Origin of the sequence: Micromonospora sp. R77 (assembly GCF_022747945.1) — a bacterium.
In the GTDB taxonomy this organism is placed as follows: Bacteria; Actinomycetota; Actinomycetes; order Mycobacteriales; family Micromonosporaceae; genus Micromonospora.
The window spans coordinates 4459447-4475687 of sequence record NZ_JALDST010000001.1 but is presented as its reverse complement, the minus strand read 5'-3'; the positions used below and the strand labels follow the sequence as shown (position 1 = coordinate 4475687).

Here is a 16241-nt window from a genome sequence, read left to right as displayed (position 1 = left end):
GCCGGCCCGGCAGGTGGCCGGGTCAGGGGCCGCCGGAGGCGTCGAGCGCGGCGAGCCGGTCGTGCAGCGGCTCGTACAGCGCCGGCGGGGCGGCGATGACCAGGTCCGGCCCGGGCGGTCGACCCGCCAGTCCGGTCACCCGCAGCCCGGCCTCGGCGGCCACCAGACCGCCCGCGGCCAGGTCCCAGGCGGCCAGCCCCTTCTCGTAGTAGGCGTCGAGCCGCCCCTCCGCGGCCAGGCACAGGTCGAGCGCGGCGGCACCCAGCCGGCGGATGTCCCGGACGTGCGGGATCAGTTCGGCGACCACCCGGGCCTGGTGACCACGACGGCCGGCGTCGTAGCCGAAGCCGGTGGCCACCAGGGCCTGGCCCAGGTCCGTCTCGCCCGAGCAGCGCAGCCGGACGCCGTCCCGCCAGGCCCCGCCGCCGACGGTGGCGGTCCACTCCTCACCGGTGTGGATGTTGCGGACCACCCCGGCCACCACCTGCCCGTCCACCTCGGCGGCGAGGGAGACCGCGCAGTACGGCAGGCCGTACAGGTAGTTGACCGTGCCGTCGATCGGGTCGACGATCCAGCGCACGCCACCGGCCCCGACGGGGCCGCCCTGTCCCGCGCCGTACTCCTCGCCGAGGACCCCGTCGTCCGGTCGCCGCCGGCCCAGCGCGTCGAGCACCTGGCGCTCCACCGCCCGGTCGGCGGCGGTCACCACGTCGGTCGCCGTGCTCTTCGTCGCGGCGACCGACACCCCCTCGACCCGCATCCGGTACGCCGTGGCCGCCGCCTCCCGCGCGACCTCGATCGCGATCTCCAGCAGTTCCTGCGGCCCCGGTGCCGAGCGACTCATGGTTCGTCCCCTTCCCGCACGTCCGGGACCTCCCGGCCGGTGCGCGGGTATCATCCTTACAAAGTCCACATCTGCGCCGAATCGGCGGTCCACACCGCCGGTACGCCGTGCGGCGCAGGATGATCGCCGCAGACGGCGTTACAATTCACCCTGCCCACGCGCCACGGACCGCCAGCGACCGGCCGGCCCGGGACACGGGGGTCCCTCAACGACAGCGTCCGGCACGGCGTTCCCTGCTGCGCGGGACGCCCCGGCCGTGCTCGCTCTTCGCCTCCGGAAGGTCATTCGTGACAGAACCACGCCAGACCGGCGCCGACGTTCGCTCGCTCACCGACACGCTGATCGCCCATGCGCAGAGCGCCGGCGGCCAGCTCACGTCGGCCCAGCTCGCGCGCACCGTCGAGTCCGCCGAGGTGACCCCGGCCCAGGCCAAGAAGATCCTCCGCGCGCTCTCCGAGGCGGGGGTGACCGTGGTGGTGGACGGCTCCGCGAGCACCCGTCGTCGGGTCGCCGCCGCCCGCTCGGCCACTCCGGCCTCCCGGGCCACCACCGCGAAGACCACCAAGAAGGCCGCCGCCCCCGCCCCGAAGCAGGCCCCCGCCGCCGACGAGGCCCCGGCGCCCGCCCCGCGCAAGGCGACCGCGCGCAAGGCCACCACCGCCGGCGTGGCCGCGAAGGCCGCCGTACCGGCCAAGGCGACCAAGAGCACCCGGGCCACCAAGGCCACGGTGGCGGCGAAGACCGCCGGGGCGAAGCCGGCCAAGGGCGAGGGCGCCGACGGCGACATCGATCCGGAGGAGCTGGCCGCCGAGATCGAGGACGTGGTGGTCGAGGAGCCGGTCGAGCTGACCAAGGCCGCCGAGACCGACGCCGCCGCGTCCGCCACGGACAACGACTTCGAGTGGGACGACGAGGAGTCCGAGGCGCTCAAGCAGGCGCGTCGCGACGCCGAGCTGACCGCCTCCGCGGACTCCGTCCGGGCCTACCTCAAGCAGATCGGCAAGGTCCCGCTGCTCAACGCGGAGCAGGAGGTCGAGCTCGCCAAGCGGATCGAGGCGGGCCTCTACGCCGCCGAGCGGCTGCGCGCCGCCGAGGAGGGCGAGGAGAAGCTCACCCGCGAGATGCAGCGGGACCTGCTGTGGATCTCGCGCGACGGCGAGCGGGCGAAGAACCACCTGCTGGAGGCGAACCTCCGACTGGTGGTCTCGCTGGCCAAGCGGTACACCGGGCGCGGGATGGCCTTCCTCGACCTGATCCAGGAAGGCAACCTCGGCCTCATCCGCGCCGTCGAGAAGTTCGACTACACCAAGGGCTACAAGTTCTCCACCTACGCCACCTGGTGGATCCGCCAGGCCATCACCCGCGCCATGGCCGACCAGGCCCGCACCATCCGCATCCCGGTGCACATGGTCGAGGTGATCAACAAGCTCGGCCGGATCCAGCGCGAGCTGCTCCAGGACCTGGGCCGCGAGCCCACCCCGGAGGAGCTGGCCAAGGAGATGGACATCACACCCGAGAAGGTGCTGGAGATCCAGCAGTACGCTCGGGAGCCCATCTCGCTCGACCAGACCATCGGTGACGAGGGCGACAGCCAGCTCGGTGACTTCATCGAGGACTCGGAGGCCGTGGTCGCGGTCGACGCCGTCTCGTTCTCGCTGCTGCAGGACCAGCTCCAGCAGGTGCTGCAGACGCTCTCCGAGCGGGAGGCCGGCGTGGTGCGCCTGCGCTTCGGCCTGACCGACGGCCAGCCGCGTACGCTGGACGAGATCGGGCAGGTCTATGGCGTGACCCGGGAACGGATCCGCCAGATCGAGTCCAAGACCATGTCCAAGTTGCGGCACCCCTCGCGTTCGCAGGTGCTCCGCGACTACCTGGACTGACCGGTGTTCGTCAACCGGTCGTGTCGGTTTGATCACCAGCCGTAGAACACTCGATGGCGATCGGTCGGATACCCGTTTGTGATCGTTGACGTGGCACCCTTGGTGCACGGCACACTGTCTTCCCGTCAGGTGTGACCTCGGTCCCCCGCGGGCACACAGGGAAGGCAGGACCCGGGATGGGTGTTGCACGATAGGTGAGCAACGACCGAAGAGATTGTTCATCGGTGACGACCAGAGGAGGAAGGCGATGACCCCGACCCTCACGCCGCCGCCCGAAACGGTGGCTCCCCCAGCCGCCGATGAACGGTGCGACCGCTGCAATGCTGCCGGCAAGCTCCGGATCACGCTGTCGGGTGGGAGCGAGTTGGTGTTCTGTGGGCACCACGCGAACAAGTACGCCGAGGATCTCGTGAAGATCACGGTCAAGTACGCGACGGACCCGGAGTTCAGCTGGCGTGGCGCCGATCTGATGGCGAACTGAACCCGTACCCGGATAACCGCGACAAAGCCGACCGGAGGCCCCTCAGGGAGCCTCCGGTCGGCTTTTCCGTACCCACGGGTCGATCATGGGGTTGGCGGCACTTCTCGAGATCGACATCGCCGCCAACCCCATGATCGACCGCCGGCAAAGGGGGCGGTCGGTCGGGCGGGGGCGGTCAGAGGGTTTGCAGGGTGGCTATGCGCTCTTCGAGTTGCTCGATGGTGGCCTGGGCGCTGGGCGGGCCGCCGCAGAGTCGGCGCAGCTCGGCGTGGATCTTGCCGTGGGGCAGGCCGGTACGGTGGTGCCGGGCGGCCACCAGGGCGTTCAGTTGCCGCCGGAGCGCCACCCGGCGCTGGGCGGCGCTCAAGGGTGCGGGCGGGGCCGACGGGGCGTCAGCGGCCGGCTCAGCGGTCCGGACGGCCGCCCGGCGGCGCTGGGCGGCGAGCTGCTCGGCCTGCCGCTTGGTGAGCAGCAGGGAGACCTGGTCGGCGGTGAGCAGACCGGGCAGACCGAGATATTCCTCCTCCTCGGGGGTGCCCGACTGGGCGGCGGTGCCGAACGAGGTGCCGTCGAAGATCACCTGGTCCAGCTCGGCCGTGGCGGAGAGCGCCGCGAAGCGCTTCTCCAGTTCGCCGCTGGCCTGGTCGTCCCGCTGGGCCCGCTCCAGCAGGTCGTCGTCGAAGCCCTCTTTCTCCTTCGGCTTGCCGAGCACGTGGTCCCGCTCGGCCTCCATCTCGCTGGCCAGCCCGAGCAGATGCGGCACGCTGGGCAGGAAGACCGAGGCGGTCTCGCCGGAGCGGCGGGCCCGGACGAACCGGCCGATCGCCTGCGCGAAATAGAGCGGGGTGCTGGCACTGGTGGCATAGACGCCGACGGCCAGGCGGGGGATGTCGACGCCCTCGGAGACCATCCGGACCGCGACCAGCCACCGCTGCTCGGACGCCGCGAACGTCGCGATCCGCGCGGAGGCGCCCTGGTCGTCGGAGAGCACCACCGCGGCCTTCTCGCCGGTCACCTGCTCGATCAGCTTCGCGTACGAGCGGGCGGTCTGCTGGTCGCTGGCGATGATCAGGCCACCGGCGTCGGCCATGCCGGCGTTGCGCAGCACGGTCAGCCGGGCGTCGGCGGCGCGCAGCACCTGCGGCATCCAGTCGCCGGCCGGGTCGAGCGCGGTCCGCCAGGCCTGCGCGATGAGGTCCTGGGTCATCGGCTCGCCCAGCCGGGCGGCCAGTTCCTCGCCCGCGTTGGTGCGCCACCGGGTCTCCCCCGAGTACGCCAGGAAGAGCACCGGCCGGACCACGCCGTCGCGCAGCGCGTCGGAGTAGCCGTAGACCGAGTCGGCGCGGGACCGCAGCAGGCCGTCGCCGCCCCGCTCGTAGCTGACGAACGGGATCGGGTTGTCGTCGGAGCGGAACGGCGTACCGGTGAGCATCAGCCGGCGTACGGCGGGCTCGAAGGCGTTCTTGACCCCGTCGCCCCAGGAGCGGGAGTCGCCGGCGTGGTGGATCTCGTCGAGGATGACCAGGGTGCGCCGGGTCATCGTCCGTCGACGGTGGACCTGCGGGGCCATGCCGACCTGGGCGTACGTGACGACCGCGCCGTGGAAGTCGGCGGAGGAGTGCAGGTCGGCGTTGCGGAACGCGGCGTCGAGCTGGATGCCGACCCGGGCGGCGGCCTGTGCCCACTGGGTCTTCAGGTGCTCGGTCGGGGCGACCACGGTGACCGCCTCGACGGTGCCGTCGGCGAGCAGCTCGGCGGCGATCCGCAGGGCGAAGGTGGTCTTGCCCGCGCCGGGCGTGGCGACCGCGGTGAAGTCCTCGCTGCGCCGGCGCAGGTATTCCACCATCGCCTTGCGCTGCCAGGCCCGCAGGGGCGGGAACGTCTCGAGCACCGGCGTCCGGGCTGCCACCGCGAAGGCTCCTCTCCGACCGCACCATGGCGGACCCCGGCCGAGGGCCACGGGTACCGCCGCCCATGAAAACGCCTCCGCGCAGTGGATGCCGCGAAGGCCGACTCAGCATAACCAGCGGGGCCGGTTCGCCCCAGCCGACGCCACGCTGGTCACATCGCGGCACCCCGGGCCGACCGCCCCGGGTGCCGGATCCGGCACCGCGACGACGGTGCCGGTGCCCGACGGTTCAGCCCTGCGGGCCGCGGGTGCCGGTGCGCGGTGGGCGCATCGTGGGCACCGGGGCGGACCAGCGGCGGCGCAGCGAGATCAGGCGCAGCGCGAAGACGAAGACCGCCGCCCCGGTGAGCGTCGCCGCCGTGGCGTGCCCGGAGGCCGAGAGCAGGGCCACCACGATCGACCCGGCGAGCGCCGCCACCGCGTAGATCTCCCGGCGCAGCACCACCGGGATCTCGCCGGTCAGCAGGTCCCGGCCGAGCCCGCCGCCGATCGCGGTGATCATGCCGATCATGCAGGCGCCGACCGCCGGCACGTGGGCGTCGAGGGCCTTGAGGGTGCCGGTGACGGTGAACAGCCCGAGACCGGCGGCGTCCAGCACCAGCACGGTGGTGCGCAGCCGGGCGAGCTGGGGGTGCAGCCGGAAGACGGCGGCGGCGGTGACCGCCGCGGCCACCGCGTAGCGCCAGTCGGCGAAGGCGAGCGGCGGCACCTCGTCGATCGCCAGGTCGCGGAAGATCCCACCGCCGAGCGCGGCGACGACGCCGACGAAGACGACCCCGAAGAGGTCCAGCCGCTTCGCCACCGCCGCGGAGGCGCCCGAGGCGGCGAAGACGGCCACGCCGGTCAGGTCGGCCAGCAGCAGGGCGGTGGAGGTGGTCACCGCCGCAGGTTACGTGGGCCGCCGGGGCGGCCTCCCCGGTTCACTCGCCCCAGGAGTCGTAGATCTCCTTGCACTTGGGGCAGACCGGTGATCCGGGCTTGGCGGCCTTGGTCACCGGGAACGTCTCGCCGCAGAGCGCCACCACGTACGTGCCCATGACGGCACTCTCCGCGATCTTCTCCTTGCGGACGTAGTGGAACATCTCCGGGCCGGTGTCGGCGTCCTTCAGCTCGGGACGCTCGAGAACCTCTGTGCTCACGTCACACCTCCAACGGTCCAGTTTTGCAGGTCGGTCGGGACCGGTCCAGCTGGGCCCGGACCGGGAGCGGGCCGTACCGTAACGGAAGTGACCAACTTTCACATCCGTTACGGCACCGAGGTGGCCGACGCCCTGCGCGACGGGCGCCCCGTCGTCGCCCTGGAGAGCACCATCGTCTCGCACGGGCTCCCCCGACCCGACAACCTGCTGGTCGCCCGGCAGATCGAGCAGGCCGTCCGGGACGCCGGCGCGGTCCCGGCCACGATCGGCATGGTCGGCGGCGAGCTGGTGGTGGGCCTGGACGACGCGCAGCTGACCCGGCTCGCCACCGTCGACGGGGTGAGCAAACTCTCCGTACGCGATCTGGCCGTGGCCGCCGCCACCGGCGCGGACGGTGCCACCACGGTGGCCGCGACCAGCGCGGTGGCCGCCGCCGCCGGGATCGGCGTCTTCGCCACCGGCGGCCTGGGCGGCGTGCACCGGGAGGCCGCGCAGACCTTCGACGAGTCCGCCGACCTGGTCACCCTGGCCCGCACCCCGATCGCGGTGGTCTGCGCCGGGGTGAAGTCGATCCTCGACGTGGGCGCCACCCTGGAACGCCTGGAAACCCTCGGCGTCGGGGTGGTCGGCTACCGGACCCGCCGCTTCCCCGGCTTCTATCTCACCGACGCCGGCTTCGACCTGGACTGGTCGGTGGACTCCCCGGAGCAGGTGGCCGACGTGCTGGCGGCCCGGGACGCCCAGGCCGTGCACCACGGCGGGCTGATCGTGGCCAACCCGCTGCCGGTCGACGAGCAGCTCGACCCGGCGCTGCACGACCGGACCCTGACCGAGGGCCTGGCCCTGCTGGCCCGGCACGGGATGACCGGCAAGGCGGTGACGCCGTTCCTGCTGGCCCACTTCCACGCCGCCACCGAGGGTGCCAGCCTGGCGGTGAACGTCCGGATCATCCTGCGCAACGCCGACCTGGCCGCCCGGATCGCGGTCGCCTCGGCGGCCCGGCGTACCGCGGCATGAGCCGGAGCCGCATCGTCGTCGTCGGCGACGTGATCACCGACGTGGTCGCGGTGCTCGGCGGGCCGCTCGCCACCGGCTCGGACACCGCCGCCGAGATCCGCTTCAGCGGTGGCGGGCAGGCGGCCAACACGGCGGCCTGGATCGCCGCGCAGGCGGCACCGGTGACCCTGGTGGGCGCGGTCGGCGACGACGAGGCGGGGCGCGACCGGGTGGCCGAGCTGACCCGGGCCGGGGTGGACTGCGCGGTGGGCCGGCACGAGGGCTATCCGACCGGGACGGTGCTGGTGCTCACCCACGACGGGGAGCGGACCATGGTCAGCCAGCGCGGGGCGAACCTGCGGCTGACCGCCGGGCACGTCGACCGCGCGCTGAGCGCGGCACCCGACGCCGGCCACCTGCACCTGTCCGCGTACACCCTGCTGGACGCCGCGTCGCGCGGCGCGGGGCTGCGGGCGCTGGCCGCCGCCCGCGAGCGCGGCTGACCACCAGCGTCGACGCGGCCTCCGCGGCGCCGCTGCGGCGGGTCGGCGCGCGGCCTTCCTGACCTGGGTACGCGGCGTCGACCTGCTGCTGGTGAACACGGACGAGGCGACGGTGCTGGCCGGTGGGCTGGACCCGGCGGCGCAGGCGCGGGCGCTGTCGGCGGCGGCCCGCCGGGTGGTGGTGAAGCGGGGCGCGGCCGGGGCGGTCTGGGTGGACCGCGACGGCGCCTTCATCGCCGCACCCGCCCGGCGGGTGCCCGTGGCCGACGTCACTGGCGCCGGCGACGCCTTCGCCGCCGGCCTGCTCACCAGCTGGCTGGCCGGCGGCTCGCCGGAGGCGGCGCTGGCCCGGGCCGGTGACCTCGGCGCGCTGGCCGTCTCCACCGTCGGCGCCCGCCCGGCTGTCTGACGCGCCGGGACCCGGCGGGCGCACCGGGCCCGGCGACCGGGTCGACGGGGCACCCGCCCCACCGGCCCGGGCCGCCCGCAGTGATCAGTTCCGGCGCGCGGCGGGCCCGGTGCCGGGCTCGGCGAACTCGATGATGTTGCCGAGGTTGTCGGTGACGAAGGCGATGCGCTGACCGATCGCGGCCACCTGCATGGGGCCGCCGATCAGCGGCACGTCGAGGTCGCGCAGCGCGGCGACGGTCGCGTCGAGATCCTCGACGGCGAGGCAGAAGTGGTGCAGTCGCGCCGGGTCCATGCTGGTCAGGACGTCCCGGGTCGGTGCCTGACGGTTCGACGCGCCGGCCAGGAGCTCGATCTTGACAGGGCCGCTGACCAGGAAGACGAACGTCGTGCCGTGCGAGTCGAACCGCTGGTCGACCGTGAAGCCGAGCTTGCTGGAGTACCAGTCGACGGTGGCGTCGAGCTCCTCGGGGGTCACGCTGACGCCGACATGGTCGTGGGAGAAGGGGATGCTCATGCGACCGAGGCTCCCCCCGGGCCGGGGCCCCGACCAGGGACGGATCGACGGTAGGAAGACGGGTACCACCCTCGACCGGGGAGCAGGAGCAAGAATCAACGGCATGACCACGGACCAGACGCTGGGTGCGACACTGCGCACCTGGCGCGACCGGCTCTCCCCGGCGGCAGCGGGGCTGCCGGGTCGACGCGCCCGCCGGGCGAAGGGCCTGCGCCGGGAGGAGCTCGCGGAACTCGCCGGGGTCTCGGTCGACTACGTCGTACGCCTGGAGCAGGGGCGCTCCACCACCCCGTCGGCGCAGGTCGTCGCCGCACTCGCGCGCGCCCTGCAGCTCACCGACGCCGAACGGGACCATCTCCATCGGCTGGCCGGTCTCGTCGCGCCGTCCCACGCGGAGCTCTCCGACCACCTCCCGCCGGGTCTCCACCGCATCCTCAACCGGCTGGACGACACCGCCGCCGCGGTCTTCGCGGCCGACTGGCAGCTGATCTGGTGGAACCGCGGTTGGGCGGCGCTCCTGGGCGACCCGTCGTCGACACCGCCGCCGCTGCGCAACTTCGCTCGCGACACCTTCCCGGTCGACGGCGCGGGGCCACGCCTGTCGCACTGGCCGGTCACCTCGCTCGCCCAGGACACGGTCGAGTCGGCCGTCGTGTCCGACCTGCGCCGGGCAACCGGACGTTTTCCGGCCAGCAACCGCCTGACCGGCCTGATCCGGCTGCTCACCACGGGCAACGCCCGCTTCGCCGAGCTGTGGGCCGCCGGTGCGGTCGGCGCCCACCGCGAGGACCACAAGATCGTCCATCACCCCGCGGTCGGCCCGATCGCGGTGGACTGCGACGTGATCACCGACGGCGACGCGGAACGGAGGATCGTCGTGCTGACGGCGGCGCCGGACACCGCGGACGAGACCCGGTTCCGGCTGGCGCTGCTGTCCGGGGTCTCCGCCTAGGGCTCGGCGTCGATGATCTTGTGGGGGCGCTCCTCGGCGGTGAGGCTCATCGGCGGGGCCTCGTCCCGCCCACGAGCCTGGAACCGGTTGGCGAGCCGGTGCTCCTCCTTCGGCGGGCGGTCGTTGGCCAGCAGCACCGCCAGCCACGGGATGATCGCCATGCCGAGGGCGCACAGCGGTAGCCAGAGCCAGAGCAGGGGGGCCTTCGCGCCGACCAGGATCGCACCGGCCACCAGGCAGGCGACCCGGATGCCCATCATCAGCACGTAGCGCTTCTGCCGGCTGGTGAGCTGGTCGTCCTGGCTGCGCGAGGCGTCGGTGATCAGGATCGGCTGGTAGGCCTGACGCTTCACCACGGACCTCCTCGAGGGGATTACGACCCATCCTGTCACTCCTCGGGGCTGATCAGCGAAAATCGACTCATCCCGTTGGCGTGTTACGTCCGTGGTACGCTCCGCTCGTGGGCAGCCGGTTCAGCTTCACCGACGAGGCGTTGGCCAACCTGCGGGTCTACGACGTCACGCCGGGCGAGGTCTGGGAGGCCCTGCACAGCACGCGGCGGGTCATCCGGCACCTCGGCGACGACGTGATGGTCGTCTACGCGGTCTCCCACCGGGGACGCCGGCTCGCCGTGCTGCTCGCCGAGGCCGACGGCGCCGACCACGACTGGGACGTCCTCTCCGCCCGCGAACTGAGCGACGTCGAGGCGAAGCGCTACGACGAGGCCGTGCGGAGAACTCGCCGATGAGGAGGCGGTCACGATGAACCGGAACGAGGCGACCAAGCGGTTCCACGGCGACGACGCGCTCGCCGACCTGATCGACGAGAGCCAGCCGGTGGAGCTGCCCACCCCCGACACCGACGTGCCCATGGTCAGCCGCTCGGTACGCCTGCCCCTGGAGACGTACGAGCGGGTCCGGGCCGCCGCCGACGCCCGGGGCATCGGGGTGACCACCCTGATGCGCCAGTGGATCGAGGCGGGTCTGGCCGAGCTGGACGACTCGGCGACCGTCTCCCTGGCCGACGTCCGCCGGGCCCTCGCCGCGCTCTCCCGCCCCACCGCCGCCTGAGCCCTACAGCGGCGACGCCGGCTCCTCCAGCGGCCGTCCCCGGGCCCGCAACGCGTCGCCGCCCGCGATCCCGGCCAGCACCAGCGCGCTCAGCCCGAGCGCGCCGACCGGCGGCAGCCAGCGCGCCACCGGGGCCAGCGCCAGCAGCACCAGCACCCCGGCGACCCGGGTCCGGGAGATCCGCCCGAAGATCTCGTACTCGAAGCGGGCCCGGGCGGCCAGGAAGAGCGCCGGACCGCCGGCCACGAAGACCGGCCAGCCGGGCGGGGCGGCCGCGTACGGGTGGGCGATGACCAGCTCGTAGCCGACGCCGGTGAGCAGCACCCCGGCCACGATGACCAGGTGCGTCCAGCTCGCCGACTCGCCCAGCACTCCCGGGCGGCGGGCCGCCAGGATGGCCTCGGCCAGCACCCGACCGGCCCGGTGGAAGTAGATCCGCCACAGCAGGGCCGTGGTGAGGAACGACCACGTGAAGGCGAGCGCCCGGTCGGCCGAGAAGGCGGTGCCGCTGTAGGTCAGCCCGATGATGAGGATGGTCTCGCCCAGCGCGATCAGGAAGATCTGCTGGTAGCGCTCGGCCAGGTGCTCGCCGGCCACGGCCCAGCCGGAGGCCCGCGCCGAACCCCGGCCGGGCAGCGGCCAGCCCAGCGCCAGGCCGATGTAGTCCCAGGCGAGCGCGAGCGTCCAGAGCACCTCCTGCGCCGCCGGCAGCAGGGCGCCGAGCAGCCACGGCACCGCGCCGAGCCCGGCCCAGAGCAGGATCCGCGCGGTGACCGCCCGGCGCGGGTGGCCGCGCAGGGCCAGCGTGAGGAAGAGCGGGCGGCCGACCTGGATCACCACGTACGCCGCCGCGAACGGGACCGCCCGCTCGGCGAACGCGCGCGGCGCGGCGACCGACATCACCAGGCTGCCGAACATCGAGGCGACCACCACGAACTGGATGGCCGCCTGCTCCGGCTCGTACCGGCTGGTCACCCAGGCGGTCAGCGTCCAGACCATCCACAGCGCGAGGAAGAGCAGCACGGTCTGCGCCGTCTCCCGCAACGGGTCGCGGGAGTGCGTCGACACGTCGTCGATGAGCCGCTGCGACACCCGGGTCAGGGCGAAGACGAAGACCAGGTCGAAGAAGAGCTCCAGGAACGTGGCCCGGGTCGCACTGATGCCGCCGCGCAGCAGCGCCGCGCTCCGCTCCGCCACCGGTCACACCCACCCGTCGCCGCCGTCGGAGATCACAACGAGCGGGGGTACGCGCCGGTTGCGTCAGCCCTTCGCGGCCTTCGCCGCCGCCTTCGCCTGCTGCTTGTACTCGCGCACCCGACGCAGCGACTCGGTGTCGGTGACGTCGGCCACCGACCGGTACGCGTCCGCGTCGCCGTACCCGCCGGCCGCCTCCCGCCAGCCCGTCGGGGTCACCCCGAACCGCTTGCCGAGCAGGGCCACGAAGATCTGCGCCTTCTGCTTCCCGAACCCGGGCAGCTCGCCGACCCGGCGCAGCAGTTCCGCCCCGTCGGCGGCCTCGGACCAGAGCCGGGCCGGGTCGCCGTCGTACCGGTCGACGAGGACCTGGCAGACCTCCTGCACCCGGGCCGCCATCGCCTTGGGGAACCGGTGCAGGGCCGGGGGGCGGGCGAAGAGCGCGACCAGGGCCTCCGGGTCGTACCCGGCCAGTTCCCGGGAGTCCGGCTCGTGGCCGAGCCGGGTGGCCAGCACGTACGGCGAGGAGAACGCCTTCTCCATCGGCACCTGCTGGTCCAGCACCATGCCGAGCAGCAGCGCGAGCGGGCTGCGGGTGAGCAGGTCGTTCGCGGCCGGCTCGATGGGCAGGGAGAGCGTCATGGCCCCATCCTGCCGCTCCGGCCGCCCGGGGCGGTGCCGACTCCCCGCGACGGGGGTGAAAGGGCGTCGCCGCCGGCCCGGGGAACAGCCCCGGGTCGGCGACCGGGCAACGACGCGACGCGGCCCGGTGGACAGGGGTGGGGTCCACCGGGCCGCGGTGCGGGCGGGTCGTCAGTTGACGACGAAGAGCAGCCGGTTCGGCGATCCGGTGCCTGGGCTGGTCACCTTGCCGGTGGTGGCGTTGGTGGTCAGCCAGCTGGCCACCTGGGCCGGGGTGTAGCCGGGGTTGGCGCCCAGCACGAGCGCCGCTGCGCCGACCACGTGCGGGGTGGCCATCGAGGTGCCGCTGATCGTGTTGGTGCCGGTGTCGCTGCTGTTCCAGTCCGACGTGATCGACGAGCCCGGCGCGAAGATGTCCAGGCAGGAGCCGTAGTTGGAGTAGGAGGCGCGGGCGTCGGTGCTGGTGGTGGCGCCGACGGTGATGGCCGAGGCGACCCGGGCCGGCGAGGAGTTGCAGGCGTTGGCGTTGGAGTTGCCGGCGGCGATGCCGTAGGTGACGCCGGAGCTGATCGAGTTGGCCACCGCGTTGTCCAGGGTGGTGCTGGCGCCACCGCCGAGGCTCATGTTGGCCACGGCCGGCTTGACCGCGTTCGAGGTGACCCAGTTGACGCCGCTGACCACGCCGGAGGTGCTGCCGCTGCCGGAGCAGTTGAGCACCTTCACCGCGATCAGGCGGACGCCCTTGGCGACGCCGTACTTCGCGCCGCCGACGGTGCCGGCGACGTGCGTGCCATGGCCGTTGCAGTCGGTGTTGTTGGTGTCCACCGTGTTGGTGCCCCAGCTGGCCCGGCCGCCGAAGTCGCTGTGCGTGATCCGGATGCCGGTGTCGATGATGTACGCCCGCACGTTGGTGGCCGTGTTCGGGTAGGTGTAGCTGCCGTTGAGCGGCAGGCTGCGCTGGTCGATCCGGTCCAGCCCCCAGGTCGCCCCGGTCTGGGTGCCCTGGGCGGTGACGGTCCGGTCCTGCTCGACGTACGCGACGGAGGGGTCGGCGGCGAGGCGGCGTGCCTGCCCGACGCTCATCTTCGCGCTGTAGCCGGTCAGCGCGGCGCTCCACACCGCGCCGACGGTGCCGCCGTACCGCTTGCTGAGGGTGGCGGCGCGGTCCGGGACGGCGGTCCGGGCGGCGAGGCTGTTGGCGGCGCCGACGGCGTCGCCCTTGAGCACCACGAGGTAGCTGCCGCTGATCGCGCCGGCGGTGCCGGCGTAGCGGATCTGACCGGTCGGGGCGGCGACGGCGGGGGTGGCGGCGGCGGTGAGGGCCGCGGCGGCGGCCGTGACGGCGAGCGCGCGCAGCACGCGACGCCGGGGAACGGACACGTCGGACATCGTCTGACTCCCTACCGGGTACGCCCGGACTCCGGCAGTGGCCACCGGGCGTCCCCATCGACGGATGTTGCCCGAGATGCTAGCCATCCATCGATGAACGTTAAAGAGATAACAACCGATGTATGCAGTTGACGGTATGGAAGTGCCGGGTGACGGCCACCCCGGACGGCCGGCGAGGCAGGATGACGACGTGGAACACGACATGCTGCTCTCCCCCGCCGGCGTCGAGGCGCTGCGCACCGCGCTGACCCGGGCGGAGTTCACCTCGAACGGCATCGCCAACCGGCTGGGCCCGCAGGCGACCGGCGGGGCGGCCCGCAACGACTTCCGGGCCGCGCTGCGGGCCACCGAGGACCGGGACCCCCTCGCCACGCTGATCCGGGTCTTCATCTGCGACCAGACCGAGCCGGAGGCCGTGGTGGCCGCCGCGCTCGCCCCGCTGTCGATCGAGGAGGCCCTGGCCGGCGGGATCGTCGAGCGGCACGGCGACGGCCTGCGGGCCGGCGTCGACCTGGAGCCGTACGGGGACGACTGGTGGGTGCTCGCCGACGTGCCGGCCAGCGCCCGACCCGGCCGGCCCCTGCACAGCGAGCACGTGCTCGGCATCGGTGGGGCCACCCAGACGCTGATCGGCGCGACCGTCCGCCGCCCGGTGGGGACCGCGCTGGACCTCGGCACCGGCTCCGGCGTGCAGGCGCTGCACCTGTCCACCCACGCCCGCCGGGTCACCGCCACCGACGTCTCCGAGCGGGCGCTGCGCTTCGCCGCCACCACCGCCGCCCTCAACGGCCAGGACTGGGAGCTGCTCCGCGGTGACCTGGTCGCCCCGGTCGCCGGCCGCCGCTTCGACCTGGTGGTCAGCAACCCGCCGTTCGTGGTCGGTCCCGGCACCACCACGCACGTCTACCGGGACTCCGGCCGGGTCGGCGACGCGATCGGCGCCGAGCTGGCCGCCGCCGCCCCGCACCTGCTCACCGAGGGCGGCACCATGCAGTACCTGGCCAACTGGGTGCACGTCACCGGCGAGGACTGGGGCGAGCGGGTGGCCGGCTGGTTCGCCGGCACCGGGCTGGACGCCTGGGTGGTCCAGCGCGAGGTGGCCGACCCGATGGCGTACGTGAACCTCTGGCTCACCGACGTCGGCCACGCCCACGACCCGCAGCGGATGGCGGCCTGGCTGGACTGGTTCGACGCGCACAAGGTGGAGGCGATCGGGTTCGGCATCGTCTCGCTGCGCCGCTCCGGCCACGCCGAGCCGATCGTCCGGGTGGAGGACCTGCGGCAGCGGGTGGAACCGCCGATGGGCGACCGGATCGCCGCCTGGTTCGACCGCCGGGACTGGCTCCGGGTACGTGACACCGACGCGCTGCTCGCCGCGCGCTACCGGGCCGCCGAGGGGCTCCAGCTGCGGCAGGAGGCCACCATGGGCGACGAGGGCTGGGCGGTGGACCGGCAGGTGCTCGCCATGCCGCACGGGCTGCGCTGGTCGGAGGAGGTCGACCCGTTGGTGCTCGCCCTGGTCGGCGGCGCGGACGGCCGGCTGGCCCTGCGCGACCAGCTCGCCCTGCTCGCCGCCGCCCACGACGTGGCCCCCGACGAGCTGGCCGAGGCGGCCGGCCCGATCGTGGCGCACCTGGTCGAGCGCGGCATCATCGAACCGGTGGAGGACTGATGCCGGCGGCGACGGGGGCGGTAGCACCTGCGCCGGCCCGGTACCCGGGCGGAGGTGACGGCCCGATGCGCGCGCCGGTGCGGACGGTGAACCGGGCCGGCCTGACCGTCGACGGCGAGGTGGCCTGATGCGCGCCGTGGTGCAGACGGTGAGCCGGGCCAGGGTGACCGTCGACGGCGAGGTGGTCGGCGAGATCGCCGACGGCCTGCTGGTGCTGCTCGGGGTCACCCACGCGGACACGCCGCAGGTGGCGGCCACCATGGCCCGCAAGATCCACGAGCTGCGCATCCTCGACGAGGAGCGGAGCGCGGCCGACACCGGCGCCCCGATCCTGGTGGTCAGCCAGTTCACCCTCTACGGCGACGCCCGCAAGGGCCGGCGGCCCAGCTGGACCGCCGCCGCCCCCGCCGAACAGGCCGAACCCCTGGTCACCGCCGTGGTGGACCAACTCCGTGCCCGCGGTGCCAAGGTGGAAACCGGCCGCTTCCGCACCCACATGCTCGTCGAGAGCACCAACACCGGCCCCCGCACCCTCCTCCTGGACCTCTAACCCCCACCCCTCTCCCCCACCCCGCTACTGAAACCGCGTTGATCATGAGGTTGGCGGCACCGATTGAGATCGACATCGCCGCCAACCTCATGATC

Annotated in this window: 18 protein-coding genes and 1 pseudogene; 10 read left to right on the top strand and 9 right to left on the bottom strand. The window is 73.5% G+C overall.

Going from position 1 to position 16241, the window contains the following annotated elements:
- Positions 1 to 22: 22 nt before the first annotated feature.
- A complete protein-coding gene (locus MRQ36_RS21140) occupies positions 23 to 844 on the bottom strand; it encodes an inositol monophosphatase family protein (RefSeq protein ID WP_242797969.1) in 822 nt (273 codons plus the stop codon).
- 287 nt (positions 845 to 1131) lie between these two features.
- On the opposite strand from MRQ36_RS21140, the gene MRQ36_RS21135 reads away from it, so the two are divergent.
- Positions 1132 to 2724, top strand: coding sequence for an RNA polymerase sigma factor (locus MRQ36_RS21135; protein ID WP_242797967.1), 1593 nt, complete (start codon positions 1132 to 1134; stop codon positions 2722 to 2724).
- Between the two features lie 247 nt (positions 2725 to 2971).
- The gene (locus tag MRQ36_RS21130; RefSeq protein ID WP_242797965.1) at positions 2972 to 3205 is read left to right on the top strand and encodes a hypothetical protein; all 234 of its coding nucleotides are present in this window, start codon (positions 2972 to 2974) and stop codon (positions 3203 to 3205) included.
- 175 nt (positions 3206 to 3380) lie between these two features.
- On the opposite strand, the gene MRQ36_RS21125 is transcribed toward MRQ36_RS21130, so the two are convergent.
- The 3 genes from MRQ36_RS21125 to MRQ36_RS21115 all read right to left on the bottom strand — a co-directional run bounded on the left by MRQ36_RS21125 (position 3381) and on the right by MRQ36_RS21115 (position 6253).
- Complete coding sequence (locus MRQ36_RS21125) at positions 3381 to 5114, bottom strand: DEAD/DEAH box helicase (protein WP_242797963.1); 1734 nt, start codon at positions 5112 to 5114, stop codon at positions 3381 to 3383.
- A gap of 229 nt (positions 5115 to 5343) precedes the next feature.
- On the bottom strand, positions 5344 to 5994 hold the full coding sequence (locus tag MRQ36_RS21120) for a trimeric intracellular cation channel family protein (RefSeq protein ID WP_242797961.1): 651 nt from the start codon (positions 5992 to 5994) through the stop codon (positions 5344 to 5346).
- Between the two features lie 40 nt (positions 5995 to 6034).
- Positions 6035 to 6253, bottom strand: a complete 219-nt coding sequence (locus MRQ36_RS21115) for a DUF3039 domain-containing protein (protein WP_210834337.1) — start codon at positions 6251 to 6253, stop codon at positions 6035 to 6037.
- 87 nt (positions 6254 to 6340) lie between these two features.
- Between MRQ36_RS21115 and MRQ36_RS21110 the strand changes: the two genes are divergently transcribed.
- Positions 6341 to 7270, top strand: coding sequence for a pseudouridine-5'-phosphate glycosidase (locus MRQ36_RS21110; protein ID WP_242797959.1), 930 nt, complete (start codon positions 6341 to 6343; stop codon positions 7268 to 7270).
- Positions 7267 to 8161 (top strand): annotated as a pseudogene (locus MRQ36_RS21105) (carbohydrate kinase family protein). Before MRQ36_RS21110 ends, MRQ36_RS21105 begins: the two are co-directional and overlap by 4 nt.
- A gap of 84 nt (positions 8162 to 8245) precedes the next feature.
- On the opposite strand, the gene MRQ36_RS21100 reads toward MRQ36_RS21105, so the two are convergent.
- Positions 8246 to 8677: a VOC family protein gene (locus tag MRQ36_RS21100; RefSeq protein WP_242797957.1), complete on the bottom strand. Its 432-nt coding sequence runs from the start codon at positions 8675 to 8677 to the stop codon at positions 8246 to 8248.
- Between the two features lie 103 nt (positions 8678 to 8780).
- Here MRQ36_RS21100 and MRQ36_RS21095 point away from each other — a divergent pair, with 103 nt between their 5' ends.
- The gene (locus MRQ36_RS21095; RefSeq protein WP_242797955.1) at positions 8781 to 9629 is read left to right on the top strand and encodes a helix-turn-helix transcriptional regulator; all 849 of its coding nucleotides are present in this window, start codon (positions 8781 to 8783) and stop codon (positions 9627 to 9629) included.
- Here MRQ36_RS21095 and MRQ36_RS21090 read toward each other — a convergent pair.
- On the bottom strand, positions 9626 to 9982 hold the full coding sequence (locus MRQ36_RS21090) for a DUF3099 domain-containing protein (protein WP_242801266.1): 357 nt from the start codon (positions 9980 to 9982) through the stop codon (positions 9626 to 9628). The genes MRQ36_RS21095 and MRQ36_RS21090 overlap by 4 nt on opposite strands.
- 107 nt (positions 9983 to 10089) lie before the next feature.
- Here MRQ36_RS21090 and MRQ36_RS21085 point away from each other — a divergent pair, with 107 nt between their 5' ends.
- Positions 10090 to 10377: a hypothetical protein gene (locus MRQ36_RS21085; RefSeq protein WP_242797953.1), complete on the top strand. Its 288-nt coding sequence runs from the start codon at positions 10090 to 10092 to the stop codon at positions 10375 to 10377.
- A 13-nt stretch (positions 10378 to 10390) separates the two neighbouring features.
- Positions 10391 to 10699 (top strand): BrnA antitoxin family protein, encoded by a 309-nt coding sequence (locus MRQ36_RS21080; RefSeq protein WP_242797951.1) that lies wholly within the window; start codon positions 10391 to 10393, stop codon positions 10697 to 10699.
- 3 nt (positions 10700 to 10702) lie between these two features.
- On the opposite strand, the gene MRQ36_RS21075 is transcribed toward MRQ36_RS21080, so the two are convergent.
- The 3 genes from MRQ36_RS21075 to MRQ36_RS21065 all read right to left on the bottom strand — a co-directional run bounded on the left by MRQ36_RS21075 (position 10703) and on the right by MRQ36_RS21065 (position 13924).
- Entirely contained in the window at positions 10703 to 11896 is a 1194-nt protein-coding gene (locus tag MRQ36_RS21075; protein ID WP_242797949.1) for a low temperature requirement protein A, read from the bottom strand.
- Positions 11897 to 11959: 63 nt separating this feature from the next.
- A complete protein-coding gene (locus MRQ36_RS21070) occupies positions 11960 to 12535 on the bottom strand; it encodes an HhH-GPD-type base excision DNA repair protein (RefSeq protein ID WP_242797947.1) in 576 nt (191 codons plus the stop codon).
- Positions 12536 to 12706: 171 nt separating this feature from the next.
- Complete coding sequence (locus MRQ36_RS21065; protein WP_242797945.1) at positions 12707 to 13924, bottom strand: S8 family peptidase; 1218 nt, start codon at positions 13922 to 13924, stop codon at positions 12707 to 12709.
- Between the two features lie 202 nt (positions 13925 to 14126).
- Here MRQ36_RS21065 and MRQ36_RS21060 point away from each other — a divergent pair, with 202 nt between their 5' ends.
- The 3 genes from MRQ36_RS21060 to dtd are packed head-to-tail and all read left to right on the top strand — an operon-like array spanning position 14127 to position 16146.
- Entirely contained in the window at positions 14127 to 15596 is a 1470-nt protein-coding gene (locus tag MRQ36_RS21060) for a methyltransferase (RefSeq protein ID WP_242801264.1), read from the top strand.
- The gene (locus MRQ36_RS33385; protein ID WP_278187563.1) at positions 15596 to 15724 is read left to right on the top strand and encodes a hypothetical protein; all 129 of its coding nucleotides are present in this window, start codon (positions 15596 to 15598) and stop codon (positions 15722 to 15724) included. The genes MRQ36_RS21060 and MRQ36_RS33385 overlap by 1 nt, the downstream gene beginning before the upstream one ends.
- Positions 15724 to 16146: a D-aminoacyl-tRNA deacylase gene (dtd, locus tag MRQ36_RS21055; protein ID WP_242797944.1), complete on the top strand. Its 423-nt coding sequence runs from the start codon at positions 15724 to 15726 to the stop codon at positions 16144 to 16146. Before MRQ36_RS33385 ends, dtd begins: the two co-directional genes overlap by 1 nt.
- Positions 16147 to 16241 lie beyond the last annotated feature (95 nt).